General features: G+C 52.2%; 15 protein-coding genes. 6 read left to right on the top strand and 9 right to left on the bottom strand.

Features of this window, described 5'->3' with window-relative positions; translation table 11 throughout:
* Positions 1 to 223: 223 nt before the first annotated feature.
* The 3 genes from malM to malK form a co-directional block, all read right to left on the bottom strand.
* Positions 224 to 1,171 (bottom strand): maltose operon protein MalM, encoded by a 948-nt coding sequence (gene malM / locus FDX11_RS15460; protein ID WP_042313006.1) that lies wholly within the window; start codon positions 1,169 to 1,171, stop codon positions 224 to 226.
* Positions 1,172 to 1,284: 113 nt separating this feature from the next.
* The gene (locus FDX11_RS15455; protein ID WP_038636248.1) at positions 1,285 to 2,640 is read right to left on the bottom strand and encodes a maltoporin; all 1,356 of its coding nucleotides are present in this window, start codon (positions 2,638 to 2,640) and stop codon (positions 1,285 to 1,287) included.
* Between the two features lie 90 nt (positions 2,641 to 2,730).
* Positions 2,731 to 3,840: a maltose/maltodextrin ABC transporter ATP-binding protein MalK gene (gene malK, locus FDX11_RS15450; RefSeq protein ID WP_038636246.1), complete on the bottom strand. Its 1,110-nt coding sequence runs from the start codon at positions 3,838 to 3,840 to the stop codon at positions 2,731 to 2,733.
* Between the two features lie 360 nt (positions 3,841 to 4,200).
* On the opposite strand from malK, the gene malE reads away from it, so the two are divergent.
* From malE to xylE, 4 genes are all read left to right on the top strand, one after another.
* Complete coding sequence (gene malE / locus FDX11_RS15445; protein ID WP_032940895.1) at positions 4,201 to 5,391, top strand: maltose/maltodextrin ABC transporter substrate-binding protein MalE; 1,191 nt, start codon at positions 4,201 to 4,203, stop codon at positions 5,389 to 5,391.
* 130 nt (positions 5,392 to 5,521) lie between these two features.
* Positions 5,522 to 7,066 carry a maltose ABC transporter permease MalF gene (gene malF, locus FDX11_RS15440; protein WP_137398180.1) on the top strand — a complete coding sequence of 515 codons (1,545 nt, stop codon included), beginning with the start codon at positions 5,522 to 5,524 and terminating at the stop codon, positions 7,064 to 7,066.
* Positions 7,067 to 7,080: 14 nt separating this feature from the next.
* Positions 7,081 to 7,971, top strand: a complete 891-nt coding sequence (gene malG / locus FDX11_RS15435) for a maltose ABC transporter permease MalG (RefSeq protein ID WP_137398179.1) — start codon at positions 7,081 to 7,083, stop codon at positions 7,969 to 7,971.
* 323 nt (positions 7,972 to 8,294) lie between these two features.
* The gene (gene xylE / locus FDX11_RS15430) at positions 8,295 to 9,770 is read left to right on the top strand and encodes a D-xylose transporter XylE (RefSeq protein WP_038636240.1); all 1,476 of its coding nucleotides are present in this window, start codon (positions 8,295 to 8,297) and stop codon (positions 9,768 to 9,770) included.
* A gap of 45 nt (positions 9,771 to 9,815) precedes the next feature.
* On the opposite strand, the gene psiE is transcribed toward xylE, so the two are convergent.
* Positions 9,816 to 10,226: a phosphate-starvation-inducible protein PsiE gene (gene psiE, locus FDX11_RS15425; protein ID WP_003031674.1), complete on the bottom strand. Its 411-nt coding sequence runs from the start codon at positions 10,224 to 10,226 to the stop codon at positions 9,816 to 9,818.
* 139 nt (positions 10,227 to 10,365) lie between these two features.
* Here psiE and FDX11_RS15420 point away from each other — a divergent pair, with 139 nt between their 5' ends.
* Positions 10,366 to 10,875, top strand: coding sequence for a GNAT family N-acetyltransferase (locus tag FDX11_RS15420; protein WP_137398178.1), 510 nt, complete (start codon positions 10,366 to 10,368; stop codon positions 10,873 to 10,875).
* A 10-nt stretch (positions 10,876 to 10,885) separates the two neighbouring features.
* Positions 10,886 to 11,341: an acyltransferase gene (locus FDX11_RS15415; RefSeq protein ID WP_042313022.1), complete on the top strand. Its 456-nt coding sequence runs from the start codon at positions 10,886 to 10,888 to the stop codon at positions 11,339 to 11,341.
* 74 nt (positions 11,342 to 11,415) lie between these two features.
* Here the strand turns inward: FDX11_RS15415 and FDX11_RS15410 are convergent, their stop codons facing one another.
* The 5 genes from FDX11_RS15410 to pgi form a co-directional block, all read right to left on the bottom strand.
* The gene (locus FDX11_RS15410; protein ID WP_042313024.1) at positions 11,416 to 13,512 is read right to left on the bottom strand and encodes a YjbH domain-containing protein; all 2,097 of its coding nucleotides are present in this window, start codon (positions 13,510 to 13,512) and stop codon (positions 11,416 to 11,418) included.
* Positions 13,512 to 14,249, bottom strand: a complete 738-nt coding sequence (locus FDX11_RS15405; RefSeq protein WP_137398177.1) for a capsule biosynthesis GfcC D2 domain-containing protein — start codon at positions 14,247 to 14,249, stop codon at positions 13,512 to 13,514. Before FDX11_RS15405 ends, FDX11_RS15410 begins: the two co-directional genes overlap by 1 nt.
* Positions 14,246 to 14,884: a YjbF family lipoprotein gene (locus tag FDX11_RS15400; RefSeq protein WP_042313028.1), complete on the bottom strand. Its 639-nt coding sequence runs from the start codon at positions 14,882 to 14,884 to the stop codon at positions 14,246 to 14,248. The genes FDX11_RS15405 and FDX11_RS15400 overlap by 4 nt, the downstream gene beginning before the upstream one ends.
* A 118-nt stretch (positions 14,885 to 15,002) precedes the next feature.
* Entirely contained in the window at positions 15,003 to 15,245 is a 243-nt protein-coding gene (yjbE, locus tag FDX11_RS15395; RefSeq protein WP_003826562.1) for an exopolysaccharide production protein YjbE, read from the bottom strand.
* 420 nt (positions 15,246 to 15,665) lie between these two features.
* Positions 15,666 to 17,315 (bottom strand): glucose-6-phosphate isomerase, encoded by a 1,650-nt coding sequence (gene pgi, locus FDX11_RS15390; protein ID WP_042313030.1) that lies wholly within the window; start codon positions 17,313 to 17,315, stop codon positions 15,666 to 15,668.
* Between the last annotated feature and the right edge of the window lie 131 nt (positions 17,316 to 17,446).

Genomic DNA, 17,446 nt, shown 5'->3' with positions numbered 1-17,446 from the left:
TCTCCGTGACGTATTGATACGTTTGCAGAAAACCATACGTCCCGAATAATGCAGGGAAAAGCATTTTGGATAAAATAAGCGCAAATTCAGAAAACGTTCAGATTACATGCTATTGCAGAGTAAAAATTATCAAATTATATACATAGGCCAAATTATTACAGATAAAAAAAGGTGCGCCAGGAGACGCACCAGTTGTTGCAAAATCAACAATGTGGGGAGATGTTTACCCCTTGCCTTTTACACTGCTGATAAAGGTGGATCGGGCTGATTTGGATCCCAGACGTTCAGCTTCATCAAGCAGCTTCAGCGCTTTATCAACATCGCCTTTCGCCACGGCATCCTTAATCGCCTGATTAAAATAGCTTTCGGTGTCGTTCAGCATCGGCTCACTTTTCTTCACCGGCTGCGGCGCTGGAGCGGCAACCGCAGCTGCCGGAGCCGCATAAGTCACTGCAGGCGCTGCGGTATTGCCGACAGTGACAGGGCCAGGGCCGGAAGAACCGAACAGCGGCCCCACCAACACACTGGAGGACGAGCTGGTTTTGACTTTTAATTTCAACAGACCATCGGTCGTATGACGCGCGATCGGGTCCGGAATATCGGGAACGGCGTTACCGACGCCCTTGGCATAAGCTTTCGCCGGATCAAGCAGGGTCGTGGTCTGTTGGAGGTCTTTATCAGTCGTAAAGACCAGAACATAGAGCTTTTGCTGGCCCAGCGCTGGCGTCAGACGCATTACGCCTTCCAGACGATCGGCACTCATCACGCCAGGCTCCTGGTAGGTGAAATAGCTGCTGGGGAAGAACGCAGATGGCGTCATGTTCTGATCAAGAATTAAGACGTTTGGCGCAAATACGCTCGTTTGTTTGTTTACTTCACTGGTTAGCGTCAGGGTCAACTCACCAATATTGGCCGGTACGCTCCAGGCCGCGACCGGACCGGTAATACCAGCAACATCCAAACGCTGGCCCGCGCTCGCAAGCTGCGTGGACTGAGTTTTGGATTGATCAACGGGCGTCCAGGTTAGCTGTTGCAACGCAGCTGTAGGAATAACAGGCGCCGCGGTAGTGTTCTGCGGAACAATATTCACATCGGCCAGGCTGATGCCAGGCGCGCTGGCAAATAACCCTGCAGATAAACAAAGGGCAACGAGACTTTTCTTCATTTTCATTGTTATCACCTCAGATAGCATGGGTTCAGCGGTGGCCAGGCAATAGCGCGCTAAACCGTAATCAAGAGGGGCTTACGCCCCTCTTTCGGTCTTTACGTCAGGTTAGTGCTGAATTACCACCAGATTTCCATCTGAGCACCGAAGGACCACTCATCGCTGTCACCACGGCTGGTGGTGCTGATACCAGAGTTCGTTGCAGCTGCGTATTTGGTTACGTCGTTACCATTTTTGACGTAGCCCCACTCCTCATCCCACTTGGCATAGGTTGCGAAGACACGAATTGCCGGGCGGGACCAGATGCTGTCGCCAGCCTGCCACTGTTGCGCGAGGGTGATTTTGTACTGGCTGTTGCGATCGCCAGTCTGCTGAGATTTGACGTTGTCGTAACCGACTTCCATCAGGGTACTCATGATTGGCGTCCATTTGTACATTGGGCGGATACCGACGGTGTACCATTCGGTACCCAGATCGTTATCCATATCGAGGTTCTGATACATACCGACGTACATCAGATCCCATTTGTCGCCCAGGGAGATGGCGCCGTGGTCAAGAATACGAACCAGGCTACCGTTGTTATTAATCACGTTATTGGCGTAATTGGTTTTACTACCATCTGGGTTAGTAATGGTGAAGGAAGAAGAACCGTAAGAACCCTGGTTCAAACCTTTACCCTGCGTGGTCATGGAGTCTGTCGCGTACTGAACAACAAACTTGTTGTAGCCCTTCAGCATGCTCTGGGTATGTTCAGCGGTGAACATCCAGCCATCTTTTGATGCGCCGTCTGCCAGGCTGTAATCATCTGTCGTATTCGCACGACCGTAGTCAACACCCAGTTCCAACATACCATCAGTGTTCGTTGCCAACTGCGCTAAACGAACGTCAAATACGTCGTTAGCGGTGTCTTTGGTACGATCATAGATATTCTGGCTGCTGAACGCGTATGAACCACCCGCTTCCTGAGAACGGCTCGCGGCCAGAGACAGTTTACCGAAGCCCAGATCGATGTTTTCAATACCGGCACCAGGACCTGAAATATCCCAGTAGTAGAAGTCGATCATGTGCACGTCATGACGTTGGTAGAAGCGCTTACCGGCCCAGATAGTAGAGCCTGGCAGCCATTCAATCAGGTTTTTACCCTGCACGTTGGCTTCACGGAAGGCTGGGTCAGTCCCTTCCCAGTCATTCTGCTGTGCTACGGAGTAGGCGACGTTGGTGTCGAAGTAGAAGCTCTTATCGCCTTCTTTCCACACTTCCTGGCCTAATTTGATTTCCGCATAGGTTTCACATTCGTTACCGAGACGGTATTTACTTTGTGCACCTGTTGCCTGGAAACATTGTTGTTCGCCGCCACTACCCGTCCAGCCGATACCGGAACGAGCATAACCATGGAAATCCACAGCCATTGCCTGAACAGACATAATGCCTGCTGCCACAGCAACCGCCAGAGGAAGTTTGCGCAGAGTAATCATCGTTCTATCTCCTGAGATCATTGCTTTTCTTTAAACGCTGCCACCTTCTAAAACTGCGAATGGTTTTGCGTTTCGTTTTTTATGGGGACCTTAAACGCCCGGCTCCTGGTGCAACCGACGACATGCAGTGCCATCCTCACGGAACAGATGGCAACGCTCTGGCGGCAGGCCGATAGCGAATGTGGCACCCTCTTCTACCAACACCACGTCGTTCTGGCGGTAAACCAGGTTTTGACGGATGGCGGGGATCTGGATATGAATTTGTGTTTCGTGACCAAGTTGTTCGACCACCTGGACTTCACCTTCGAGGGTGACATCGGCGATTTCGCTGGGCAGCAGATGTTCCGGGCGGATACCTAAAGACATATTGGCGCCAACCTGAACGCGGGCACTGTCGACGGGTAACCAGACTTGCTGGCGGTTTGGTAATTCAACCTGCACCTGATCAATCGCCGTTGCGGTAACTTTCACCGGCAGGAAGTTCATTTTTGGCGAACCGATAAAGCCCGCGACAAAGCGGTCGGCAGGATAGTGGTACAGTTCCAGGGGTTTACCGACCTGCGCCACACGACCGGCATCCAACACCACAATTTTGTCTGCCAGAGTCATCGCTTCGACCTGATCGTGGGTGACGTAAATCATCGTGCGGCCAAGACGTTTATGCAGGCGGGAGATTTCAATACGCATCTGGACGCGCAGCGCGGCGTCAAGGTTCGACAACGGTTCGTCCAGCAGAAATACTCGCGGCTCAGCAACCAACGTACGGCCAATCGCCACACGCTGACGTTGGCCGCCGGAAAGCGCTTTCGGTTTACGGTCCAGCAGGTGCGCCAGTTGCAGAACTTCAGCTACCTGATTAACACGCTGGTTCATTACCTCTTTTTTCGCACCGGCCAGTTTGAGGCCAAACGACATGTTTTCCGCGACAGATAAATGGGGATATAACGCATAGGACTGGAAGACCATACCCACACCGCGTTCGGCGGGCGGAATATCGTTCATCCGGGTCTCCCCGATAAACAGGTCGCCACTGGTGATGGTTTCAAGTCCGGCGATCATACGCAGCAAGGTCGACTTACCACAGCCTGATGGTCCGACAAACACCACGAATTCCCCTTCGTGAATGTCGAGATTGATATCCTTCGATACCACCACGTCACCCCAGGCTTTCGTTACATTTCGCAGCTGTACGCTCGCCATGCCCTTCTCCCTTCGTTACAACCTGTCATCGACAGCAACATTCATGATGGACTGACTATGCGTTATCCCTCACGGGCGTGAATCCTCCACCCCCCAGCTTTTTTATGGGGGAGGAGGCGGGAGGATGAGAGCGCAGCGTCTGAGACCCGGACCACCAGCCTCAGAGGAATTTCGTGATGCAGCTTGCAAAAATGGGTGGGGTTTTATGTGCGCCAGTGCGCAATACTCACATTTATGTAACACAGATCACATAAAGAGCGGGTGGGGCGTAGGAGTAAGGAGGATGGAAAGAGGTTGCCGTATAAAGAAACTAGTACCCGTTAAGCCACCTCTGCAAAATCACCAAACAGGATGGGAACTATGAATATCAAAACTGGCGCACGCATCCTCGCATTGTCTGCATTAACGACGATGATGTTTTCCGCCTCGGCTCTCGCCAAGATTGAAGAAGGTAAGCTGGTCATCTGGATTAACGGCGACAAAGGCTATAACGGCCTCGCTGAAGTGGGTAAAAAATTCGAGAAAGACACGGGTATCAAAGTTACCATTGAGCACCCGGACAAGCTGGAAGAGAAGTTCCCGCAGGTTGCCGCGACTGGCGACGGCCCGGACATCATCTTCTGGGCGCATGACCGTTTTGGCGGCTACGCACAATCTGGCCTGCTGGCTGAAATCACCCCAGACAAAGCGTTCCAGGACAAGCTCTATCCGTTCACCTGGGATGCCGTACGCTATAACGGCAAACTGATTGCGTACCCGATCGCCGTGGAAGCGCTGTCGCTGATTTACAACAAAGACCTCGTTCCAAATCCACCGAAAACCTGGGAAGAAATTCCGGCGCTGGATAAAGAGCTGAAAGCGAAAGGTAAATCCGCGCTGATGTTCAACCTGCAAGAACCGTACTTCACCTGGCCGCTGATTGCCGCCGACGGCGGTTACGCGTTCAAGTTTGAAAACGGCAAGTACGACGTGAAAGACGTGGGCGTGGATAGCGCTGGCGCGAAAGCGGGCCTGACCTTCCTGGTCGACCTGATCAAAAATAAACACATGAATGCGGATACCGACTACTCCATCGCCGAAGCGGCCTTTAACAAAGGCGATACCGCGATGACCATCAACGGTCCGTGGGCGTGGTCCAACATCGATAAGAGCAAGGTGAACTACGGCGTCACGCTGCTGCCAACCTTCAAAGGCAAGCCGTCTAAACCGTTCGTTGGCGTACTGAGCGCGGGTATCAACGCCGCCAGCCCGAACAAAGAACTGGCGAAAGAGTTCCTCGAAAACTACCTGTTGACCGACCAGGGGCTGGATGAAGTGAACAAGGACAAACCACTGGGCGCGGTTGCGCTGAAATCCTTCCAGGAACAGTTAGCGAAAGATCCGCGTATCGCGGCCACCATGGATAACGCCCAGAAAGGCGAAATCATGCCGAACATCCCGCAGATGTCCGCATTCTGGTATGCCGTGCGTACCGCAGTGATCAACGCCGCCAGCGGTCGTCAGACCGTCGATGCCGCGCTGAAAGACGCGCAGGGTCGTATCACCAAGTAATACAGTTGTGAACGTGCCGGATGGCGGCATACATGCCTTATCCGGCCTACAACGTATGTAGGCCTGATAAGCGCAGCGCCATCAGGCACGCTGACCAACAGGTTTTCATTGTTGTTGAGGATTGAACCCCATGGATGTCATTAAAAAGAAACACTGGTGGCAAAGCGACATGCTGAAATGGTCAGTAATGGGTCTGCTTGGTCTGCTGGTCGGTTACCTTGTTGTTTTGATGTACGCTCAGGGGGAGTATCTGTTTGCCATCATGACGCTCATTTTAAGCTCTGTTGGCCTGTATATTTTCGCTAACCGTAAAGCCTATGCCTGGCGCTATGTTTATCCTGGCGTGGCCGGTATGGGGCTGTTTGTCCTGTTTCCGCTCATTTGTACCATCGCCATTGCTTTTACCAACTACAGCAGCACCAACCAACTGACCTTTGAACGTGCTCAACAAGTCCTGATGGATCGTTCTTATCAGGCAGGTAAAACTTACAACTTTGGCCTGTATCCGGCGGGTGATGAGTGGCAACTGGCCCTCACCGACGGTGAAACGGGAAAAAATTATGTTTCCGACGCCTTTAAATTTGGCGGCGAACAAAAGCTGCCGTTAAAAGAAACCGAAGCGCTGCCAACTGGCGAACGTGCGACGCTGCGCATCATCACCCAGAATCGTCAGGCGCTGACTCAGCTAACGGCTATTCTGCCGGACGAGAGCAAAGTCATCATGAGTTCACTGCGTCAGTTCTCTGGTACGCAGCCGCTCTACTCCCTGGCCGATGATGGGACGCTCACCAACAATCAAAGCGGCGTGAAGTACCGCGCTAATAACGATATTGGTTATTATCAGGCCATTAACGCAGACGGTAGCTGGGGTACTGAAAAACTCAGCCCGGGCTATACCGTCACCATCGGCTGGGACAATTTCACCCGCGTATTTACCGACGAGGGCATCCAGAAACCGTTCTTCGCCATCTTTGTCTGGACGGTAGTGTTCTCAGTCCTGACGGTGATTCTGACCGTGGCTGTGGGTATGGTGCTGGCCTGTCTGGTGCAGTGGGAATCTCTGAAGGGCAAAGCGATTTACCGCGTCCTGCTGATTCTGCCCTACGCCGTACCGTCGTTTATCTCGATTCTGATTTTCAAAGGACTGTTCAACCAGAGTTTTGGTGAAATTAACATGATGCTCAGCGCGCTGTTTGGTATCAAGCCGGCCTGGTTTAGCGATCCAACCACCGCGCGTTCGATGATTATCATCGTTAACACCTGGCTGGGTTATCCGTACATGATGATCCTGTGCATGGGGCTGCTGAAAGCGATTCCTGATGATCTGTATGAAGCCTCGGCAATGGACGGCGCGGGTCCGTTCCAGAACTTCTTTAAAATTACATTACCGCTGCTGATTAAGCCGCTGACGCCGCTGATGATCGCCAGCTTCGCCTTTAACTTTAATAACTTCGTGCTGATTCAACTGTTGACCAACGGCGGCCCGGATCGCCTCGGCACCACCACGCCTGCCGGTTACACCGACCTGCTCGTCAGCTACACCTACCGTATCGCCTTTGAAGGCGGCGGCGGTCAGGACTTCGGTCTGGCGGCGGCGATTGCCACCCTGATCTTCCTGTTGGTAGGCGCGCTGGCCATCGTGAACCTGAAAGCCACGCGTATGAAGTTTGATTAAGGGAGATAACGACAATGGCTATGGTCCAACCGAAATCACAAAAGTTACGTTTATTCGCAACGCACTTAGGGCTGCTGATTTTTATCTCGGCGATCATGTTCCCGCTGCTGATGGTTATCGCCATTTCGCTGCGTGAAGGTAACTTCGCTACCGGCAGCCTGATCCCGGATAATATTTCCTGGGAACACTGGAAACTGGCGCTGGGCTTTAGCGTAGAACACGCGGATGGCCGCGTCACTCCGCCGCCATTCCCGGTGCTGCTGTGGCTGTGGAACTCGGTGAAAGTCGCCACCATTACCGCGATTGGTATTGTGACGCTTTCCACCACCTGTGCTTACGCCTTTGCCCGTATGCGCTTCCCGGGTAAAGCGACCCTGCTGAAAGGGATGCTGATTTTCCAGATGTTCCCGGCGGTGCTGTCTCTGGTTGCGTTGTATGCCTTGTTTGACCGCCTGGGCCAGTACATTCCTTTTATCGGCCTGAACACTCACGGCGGCGTGATCTTCGCCTATCTCGGCGGTATCGCACTGCATGTCTGGACGATTAAGGGCTATTTTGAAACCATCGACGGTTCGCTGGAAGAAGCGGCCGCGCTGGATGGCGCCACACCGTGGCAGGCATTTCGCCTGGTACTGCTGCCGCTTTCCGTACCGATTCTGGCGGTCGTATTTATTCTGTCATTCATTGCCGCTATTACCGAAGTACCGGTCGCGTCACTGCTGCTGCGTGATGTGAACAGCTACACCCTTGCGGTTGGTATGCAGCAGTACCTCAATCCACAGAACTACTTGTGGGGCGACTTTGCCGCCGCAGCTGTACTTTCCGCTATTCCGATTACTCTGGTGTTCCTGCTGGCACAGCGCTGGCTGGTCAACGGCCTGACGGCGGGTGGTGTGAAAGGTTAAGTTTTATCGAAGTACCTGCCCGGCAACGGGCAATGCCACTGCAACCCTCAACTTATGTTATCCCAACCTGTGACTGTTATTCGGCGCTCTACGGAGCGCCCTTTTTTATGTTATTTTGCATTGCTGTTACGATTATTTCCTTTCGTGGCCCCCATCACTGCAATTATATTTACCGCCTGAAAACAGACAAATTAAACAGAATTAAGATCACAGAAAAGACAAAACATAATTGCAATGTAAAAAATGATAATTGTCTTCCCTGCCTGTTAAATCCACCATCACGACACTGATCAAAAGAGCTGTATCCTCTAAGGCAGGTCTGAATGAACACCCAATATAATTCCAGTTATATTTTTTCGATTACATTAGTAGCAACATTAGGAGGGCTATTATTCGGCTATGACACCGCCGTCATATCCGGAACGGTAGAGTCCTTAAATACCGTGTTTGTCGCCCCGCAACATTTAAGTGAATCCGCCGCTAACTCGCTATTGGGCTTTTGCGTCGCCAGCGCGTTGATTGGCTGCATCATCGGCGGTGCGCTGGGCGGTTATTGCAGTAACCGCTTTGGTCGTCGGGACTCGCTGAAAATCGCCGCCCTGCTGTTCTTTATTTCCGGTATTGGTTCTGCGTGGCCAGAATTAGGATTTACCACGATTAACCCAGATAATGCCGTGCCTGTTTATTTGGCCGGATACGTCCCCGAATTTGTTATTTATCGCATCATTGGTGGTATTGGCGTTGGTTTAGCCTCAATGCTCTCACCGATGTATATTGCAGAACTGGCTCCAGCGCATATTCGTGGAAAACTGGTTTCCTTTAACCAGTTCGCCATTATTTTTGGCCAACTGTTGGTGTATTGCGTTAACTATTTCATTGCCCGTTCCGGTGACGCTAACTGGCTGAATACCGATGGCTGGCGATATATGTTTGCTTCCGAAAGCATTCCCGCCCTGCTGTTTTTACTGTTGCTGTACACCGTACCGGAAAGCCCGCGCTGGCTGATGGCGCGTGGCAGACACGAGCAGGCGGAGGGCATTCTGCGCAAAATTATGGGCAACAGCCTTGCCACCCAGGCCATGCAGGAGATCAATCAGTCACTGGAGCATGGCCGTAAAACCGGCGGACGTCTGTTGATGTTTGGCGTGGGCGTAATCGTCATCGGCGTGATGTTATCTATCTTCCAGCAGTTTGTCGGTATTAACGTCGTGCTGTACTACGCGCCGGAAGTGTTTAAAACGTTAGGGGCCAGCACCGACGTGGCGCTCTTGCAGACTATTATTGTCGGCGTAATCAACCTGAGCTTCACCGTGCTGGCAATCATGACGGTGGACAAATTTGGTCGCAAACCGCTGCAAATAATTGGCGCATTGGGTATGGCTCTTGGGATGTTCAGCCTTGGCACCGCGTTTTACACCCAGGCTTCCGGGCTGATAGCGCTGCTGTCGATGCTGTTTTACGTCGCCGCATTCGCCATGTCCTGGGGACCGGTTTGTTGGGTGCTGTTGGCAGAAATCTTCCCGAACGCGATTCGTGGCAAAGCGCTCGCCATTGCCGTCGCCGCTCAGTGGCTGGCGAACTACTTTGTCTCCTGGACCTTCCCGATGATGGACAAAAATTCGTGGCTGGTTTCCCATTTCCACAACGGTTTCTCCTACTGGATTTACGGTTGTATGGGTATTCTGGCGGCGCTGTTTATGTGGAAGTTCGTGCCGGAAACCAAAGGCAAAACGCTGGAAGAACTTGAAGAGCTGTGGGAACCCGCAGCAGAGAAAACCCAGCCAGCCTCTGCGCAGTAACCCTGACATACAATACGCCGCAGCCGGATTGCGGCGTGTTGTCTTTTACTCTCGCTTCAGCCGTTTAGAATTACACAGCCACAGAGTGATCACCAACAGCAGGATCGCTGCAGAATAGATCAGCACATCCATCGGCGCTTTATGATCGACGATGATCAACCGCACAATCGCGGTGATCCCGATATAGACAAAGTAGCGCAGCGGAAAGTGAAACCCTGACTGAAAGTATTTCACAATCAAGGCGATAAATTCAAAGTAGAGGAAGTAAACCACCAGCCCTTCCACCAGCTCATACTTGCTGGTTTGTTCCGGCGCGAACAGCACATCTGCCAGATGCAGCGTTTCTTTCCCCAGGAATACGACCAGGATCAGGCCCAGACTCAACAACCCCAGATTCAACACGGTCTGTAAGATGGTGGAGATAAACTCCACGCGCGGACGAGATAGCGACGTCATAACGGCCCCTCCTGTTCAGTAACAAGGTTCCTGTATAACGCAGAAATGTGACAGAGATCTACATTTTTTGTTTATGTTTTGTGCAGCTCAATAATAGTGCAACAATGCTTCTGACTCTAACATCTTGAACGGAATAGAAATGCTTAAGATTCAAATGGCAACCGTCGACGATGCCAGCTTGCTAAGCTCAATGGGCTATACCAGCTATCGACATCACTTTGCGCCTTTGTGGAAAAACCCGAGCGAGCTCGACGCTTATCTTGAGCAGGAATATTCCTTACCAGCGATATCCAGCAGTCTGGCCGAGCCCGGAACCTTCTGGCTTATCGCCTTTGCCGATGCACCGGTTGGCTTTGCCAAATACAGTCTCCGCCACTCTGTTGATCCAGAAGGGCGTTCAGGGGCATTACTACATAAGATCTACCTGATGCCAGATGAAACGGGCAAACAATACGGTGAGCAGCTTTTTGCCGAAGTTATTCTCCAGGCCAAAGAGCAGGATGAAAAATGGCTCTGGCTTGAGGTACTGGCTGATAATCCTAAGGCACGGCAGTTCTATGAACGGCAAGGGATGACGTTTGTAAAGGAAATTGCTTTCACTACCGCCTCCCAGACCAGCATTTTGTACGTTATGGAAAAGCAGATTTAAGAGGATATAAATGGTGAATATTCGTCAATCCGCTGTTCGCAACGTCACGTGCGGTGAGAATGTAGTGGTTTATGAACCGGCGAACCTGTACGACTGCATACTGGAAGACAACGTTTTTGTCGGACCATTTGTTGAAATCCAGGGCAACACGCAAATTGGCGCAGACAGCAAAATTCAGTCTCACACCTTCATCTGCGAATATGTCACCATCGGTTCCCGCTGTTTTATCGGGCATGGCGTGATGTTCGCCAATGATATGTTTCGGCAAGGAAAACCCAATGCCGACCGCACCAGTTGGGGAAGAATTACGATTGGCAATGATGTCTCGATCGGCAGTGGGGCGACCATTCTGGCAGTCACAATCTGCGATGGCGCAGTCATCGGCGCGGGAAGCGTGGTGACAAAATCGATTACCGAGAAAGGCGTGTACGCGGGCAACCCGGCAAAATTATTGCGTCGTTTGTAAATCGCCGGATGGCGGCATAAATGCCTTATCCGACCGGCAATGTAGGCCGGATAAGCGCACCGGGCGATCAAGCATTAACGGAAGTTCTCGCTTCTGTCGCTGGTCATATCATACAGACCAAACTTACGTCCAAGCTGCTGCCCACCGTCACGCGTCAACGGCGTCCAGCCAATCGCCGCACGGCTGCGGGTTGGGCCTGAAGAGAAGAGATCCAGCGGCACGGAAACGTACACCCCTTTGGTAAAATCACCCTCGCCATATTCATCCGGCGAGGCGTCGGTGATGGTCGCATAGCCTCCTACCACCACACCGCTGTCGAAGCGTTTGGCAATTTCCAGCGTTCCCCCCTTATCTCCCGCCAGATACTGACCCACGCTGGCTTTTACCAGTACATCCTGAGCGAATGAAGGATTCCAGTAAGCCGTCAAATGCCCGGTCTTCACGCTGTAGTCGGTGAATTTCATCATATCCTGCGCGCTACGCCAGTCGCGCTGTTTCACATAGTTAGCGTCAATGCCAAACGCCCAGTTGCTGTCTAACGGACGATACAACACTTCTGCCCCTGCCCCGCCGTACATGGTCTCCAGATAACCAGCGTAAACCTGTCCGTAGAACCCGTTTCCGAGTGACTGGAAGTAGTTGGCCTGCAGGTTATTCACGTAGACATCGTTTTGTACATACTCACGCACGTGAGTACGAACGCGTGGTAAATGCGAATCCTGTGGCGGGTTGGTGTAGTTGAATTTGTCATAGTTATTGGCGAGGTTGGCGAACAAACTCCCGGTAGTCAGCAGATGATCGGTCACCCACCAATCCGCAGTTCCCATTACACCCAACTGGTACATATAGAAGTTTTCCGGGCCGCCCACCGACTGATTGAGCACCGGATCGATATGAAAATCAAAGCGAGACTTATCAATATACCAACCCTGCTCAGTCGTTTTCGGCACCACAGGCTCAACGCGTTTTTGCGCCAGTTGTGTTTCATGACCCAACGGCTCACCTTCCAGGTGTCGCTTAAGGCTGGAAACCTCCGTTTCGGTCGTCACCTGCGGCAAGTTAAGGCGATTTTCGGTAATACGGATCGTGCGGATCCCGTCGGGAAGATCGTTCATCACGATCCGGTTGGCGCGTTCGATCCCTTCACGCGAATCACGGTATTTCACCTGTTCGCCGGTCACATACAGCGTATCGCCCTGCACCTGAATTTTAGGATCCGCCAGCCCGGCGTTATATTTCAGCAGCGTTAGCTGATTCGCCACTACCGAATGTTGCAGAATCGCATCCTGCGGCTGTGGCTGATACTTCGGACGGGCGTTATCGTTATAGTTTGGTCGCAAGTCGTTGAAGTTAGTCCGCAGCGTGAACCCAAACATAAAGGTGTTCCCGCGCTCATAGCTGAGGTTAACGTCGGCCCAATCGGTGACGCGATAGATAGCGCCGACGTTAAACTTGCTCTTTTGATCCAGCTTGCCCGCAAAATCCTGCTGGTAATTATTGCCTTCATACTCCAGTTTCAGGCGCAGCGGCTGCCAGGGTGTCTGATATTCCACGCCGCCAAATAACGATGCCGGACCATGAAACATCTGACTGCCGTCAATAGAACCAGCCTGCTTGTAGCTGTTATCGCGATGACAGAATTTATCGCTGTATGAGCAAAACGGATTGCTGACGTTGCCGCTGGTGCCAAGATATCCCCAGCCCAGACCGAGCGAGAAATCAAACGGGCCCCAGGCTTTGTTCGCCACGATATACTCCGCATCAAACAGACCCGTCCCGCCGATATCCCGCGCGCCAACGGCCACCTGCGGCATCCAGTAGCTCTCTTCCCACAGCCGAAGTTTGAGATCAAACGCTTTATCCTTGTATGTCTGATCGCCAGAAAATGACTCTACGCTGCTGTATTTTTTGGTACGCACATCGGTATAGCGCAGCGTGGTTTCCAGCCAGGGGAACAGTTGCACCGACGCAGAGTAGTAGCGGTACTGATCGTTGTCCCGGTAGTTGAGGCTCATTTCCCCTTCACGCGCCATCCGTGCAGTCGGGGTTTGCAGCAGACCTACGCCGCCAAAATCGGACTGGGATGGACCAATGGGCGCAGGCCATGTTTCACCGTGACAGGCAACGCTTACGCCCAGCGCCAGTAAGCTGAGCAGATAAGTTTTTCTCATTATTCAGGTATCCGCTGGGTCAGGGTGTGAAGAATATCGGCATTGATTTCATCCGGGGTACTGCTCCAGAAGGCATCAGAGAGTCCGACAAAAATGATGCTGCCGGGCATCGGCTCAACGTGACGTTTGTTCCAGTAAGCGATAGGGACTTTTTGCGAGCGCCCATCGGGATAGATGACCCACGCGTAGCTGCGATCCGCACCGCTGAGCCGACTTTGCCCATCGAGATAGCTGGCGACATCACGCCCGGGCACAAACGGTTGTTTACCCGGACGGCTTAGCAAACCAAACAATGTGACATCCGTTGGCTGGGATCCAACCCATAGCTTGTAGTTGCCCTGCAACGGCGGGTTGCCTCGCTCGCTGACGCGCACCACATCCGGGTCAAGGTTAATTTTCTGTCTGCCGGTCACCTTCAGCGCCTGAATTTGCTGGCGTAATGTGTTGATAGCCGCGGCATCGTCACCGCTTTCTTCAGCACTCAGCGCTGCCAGACGAGCCAGTAATGCCTGCTGCTGGCGTTCTGCCGCCGCCGTTGCCCGCTCTTCGCTGATGACCGCTCCGGGCCACCAGCTATTACTCAACCGCGGCTGTCCAACCAGATCGATCAGATGCTCCGCACCGGTCAATATTTTGGGTTCAGCGCTGCCTGCAATCATTACTTTGACATTGCCCGCAGCAAAAACAGAGGGTGCGCTCAGGCTAAAAACCAGCGCCATTACGGCTCGTTTCATCATGATTTTGCCGCCTTAATCAGCGTGGTTTTCACCGGGAAGAAGTTAGCTCCCAGATACTGTTCCGACTGACGGATTTGCCCTTCGCTATCGACCCAGTAGCGGTTATGCCAGCGCGTTTGATCGGTAGTTATCTCTTCATCAAGGATGCGCACTGGCGTTTCATCACTGCCGACCTGAATGCTGTCAGTGCCATCCCATGTGAAAACAGAGCGGGCGGTGGCATAGCGCACCTGCTGATGTTCAGTCCAGCCCATCGTGCGGGTCCATGTTGCGCCATCGGTTATCTGATTGGGTTTGATGAGCGGGTCTGCTGCCAGATTATTCACCTCAATCAGGTTGTCCCCGCCGAGCTGCGTTTTCACAATGCGCCCATGCTGCGTCACGAGAATGGCCTGATCCTGAGTCACCCACTTCTGCTGTCCGTTTTCAGCAAACGCGAGTACGACAAACAGCTGTGGACCACCATTGAGCTGCATATACTGGCTGGCGTAGGGCATGTTTTGGATTTCATCATCCGTCATTTGAACGCCGGGAGTACCAAACACGCTATCCCACAGCGAATGACCCAGCCCTTCGGTGGTGGCTGAGCACGCCTGTAGTAACAGGCAAACCAATATGAGCGCTGGTCGCTTCACGACACTTCTCCGCATTATTGCCGGGTGGCGCGACGCTTACCCGGCCTACAAATCCCGCAGGCTTTTGGTAATTCAAAATAACCACACCGAAGTGTGGTTAGAATTAAACGTACCGGTATTACTGGGTACTGGTGGTTGTCGTGGTTGTGGTTCCGGTATTAGAACCATCACCACCACCGGTCGCCGCAAGGGCAACCCCCACCGCAGAACTTACGGTGCTCACGCTGGTGGCAGAGGAACTTCCTGCCGAAACCGACGCGGCAGCCGACCCTGCAGCCTCACCCACCTGAACGGGGGCAGCATAGACAGAGGTCGCCGCAAGCGCAGATATAGCCCAAAGGCCATACAGAACTTTTTTCATCACAAATTCCCTTCATTTAATGAATGGAGATTTACCCAAAAGAATTTCGGGCGAGATCGAGTATACACAAGCCAAAGTGTGCAAATTACGTCAGGCGGGAATTTAGGATAATGAGAAATGAAAGTAGATTGCTATTATTAATTAATAATATTAAACAGTAAAATCAATCAGTTAAAATACATACACCAGAAATACAATATCCGTAAATTCTGAAAATAACAGAGATGGAATTCCGGTAAGTTAATTACTTTAGGATTAAGCTCAATTAGGGAGTGAAGTAACAACGTAGAGATCCTGGAGCAATCTTATAAAAAAGCCGATATTACTATCGGCTTTTTTATTTCATTAATGCCGGATGGCGGCTAAACGCCTTATCCGGCCTACAAATGTGTGCCTGTAGGCCGGATAAGCGCAGCGTCATCAGGCGCGCCAGGACTTATAACGGTTAATCAAACCGTTAGTCGAGCAATCATGGCTGGTAATCTCTTTATCATCATTCAGCTCAGGCAGGATGCGATTTGCCAGCTGTTTGCCCAGCTCAACGCCCCACTGGTCAAAGGTGAAGATGTTCAGGATCGCGCCCTGCGTGAAGATTTTGTGCTCGTACAGGGCAATCAGCGCACCCAGGCTGAACGGCGTGATTTCGCGCAGCAGGATGGAATTGGTCGGGCGGTTGCCTTCGAACACTTTGAACGGCACCACGTGGTCCAGCGTTGCCGGATCTTTACCTTGGTCGCGGTATTCCTGCTCAACCACTTCACGAGATTTACCAAACGCCAGCGCTTCGGTCTGAGCGAAGAAGTTGGACAGCAGCTTCGGATGGTGGTCGGACAGCGGGTTATGGGTGATAGCCGGCGCGATGAAATCGCACGGTACCATTTTGGTGCCCTGGTGAATCAGCTGGTAGAACGCATGCTGGCCGTTAGTCCCCGGCTCACCCCAGATGATTGGGCCCGTCTGGTAGTCCACCGCGTTGCCGTTACGGTCAACGTATTTACCGTTGGATTCCATATTGCCCTGCTGAAAGTAGGCCGCAAAACGGTGCATATACTGGTCATACGGCAGGATCGCTTCGGTTTCAGCGCCGAAGAAGTTGTTGTACCAGATCCCGATCAGCGCCAGCAGCACCGGCAGGTTTTTCTCCGCCGGGGTAGTGGAGAAGTGTTTGTCCATCGCATGCGCGCCGGACAGCAGCTCAACGAAGTTATCGAAACCAACGGACAGGATGATCGACAGACCAATCGCTGACCACAGAGAGTAACGGCCGCCAACCCAGTCCCAGAACTCAAACATGTTGGCGGTATCAATACCGAATTCGCCGACAGCTTTCGCGTTAGTGGAGAGGGCTGCGAAGTGCTTGGCAACGTGTTTTTCATCACCGGCGGTTTTCAGGAACCAGTCGCGCGCGCTATGGGCGTTAGTCATGGTTTCCTGGGTGGTGAAGGTTTTAGAAGCGACCAGGAACAGCGTGGTTTCCGGGTTCACTTTCTTCAGTACTTCAGCGATGTGCGTCCCATCGACGTTAGACACAAAGTGCATGTTCAGATGGTTTTTGTACGGACGCAGCGCTTCGGTCACCATGAACGGACCAAGGTCGGAACCGCCGATACCGATGTTCACCACATCAGTAATAGCTTTGCCGGTATAGCCTTTCCAGCTTCCGGAGATGATCGCTTCCGAGAAGGATTTCATCTTCTCCAGCACCGCGTTCACTTCCGGCATCACATCTTTGCCGTCAACGATGATTGGGGTATTGCTACGGTTACGCAGCGCCACGTGCAGCACGGCACGGTCTTCGGTACGGTTGATTTTCTCACCGGAGAACATGGACTTGATGGCGCCTGCCAAATCGGTCTCTTTCGCCAGATCCTGCAGTTTGGCCAGCGTCTCTTCAGTGATGCGGTTTTTGGAGAAATCCACCAGCATTAGATCGTCAAACGTCGCGGAAAATTTGGTGAAACGATCGCTATCTTTCGCGAACAGATCGGCGATAGTAACGTCTTTCATCTCTTCAAAGTGTTTTTGTAGTGCCTGCCAGGCTGAGGTCTGCGTTGGATTGATGTTTTTCATTAGCAATACTCTTCTGATTTTGAGAATTGTGACTGAGATCGATTGTAACGCCAGTCACAGAAAAGTGTGATTGTTTTAATGCCATTGCCAGGGCATCCGCCAAACGAGGCTAAAAAGTATAGCCGTTATCA

Source organism: Citrobacter sp. wls714 (assembly GCF_005281025.1).
In the GTDB taxonomy this organism is placed as follows: Bacteria; Pseudomonadota; Gammaproteobacteria; order Enterobacterales; family Enterobacteriaceae; genus Citrobacter; species Citrobacter werkmanii.
Note: the sequence above shows the minus strand (reverse complement) of the source record. Positions and strands in the feature narration are given on the sequence as shown.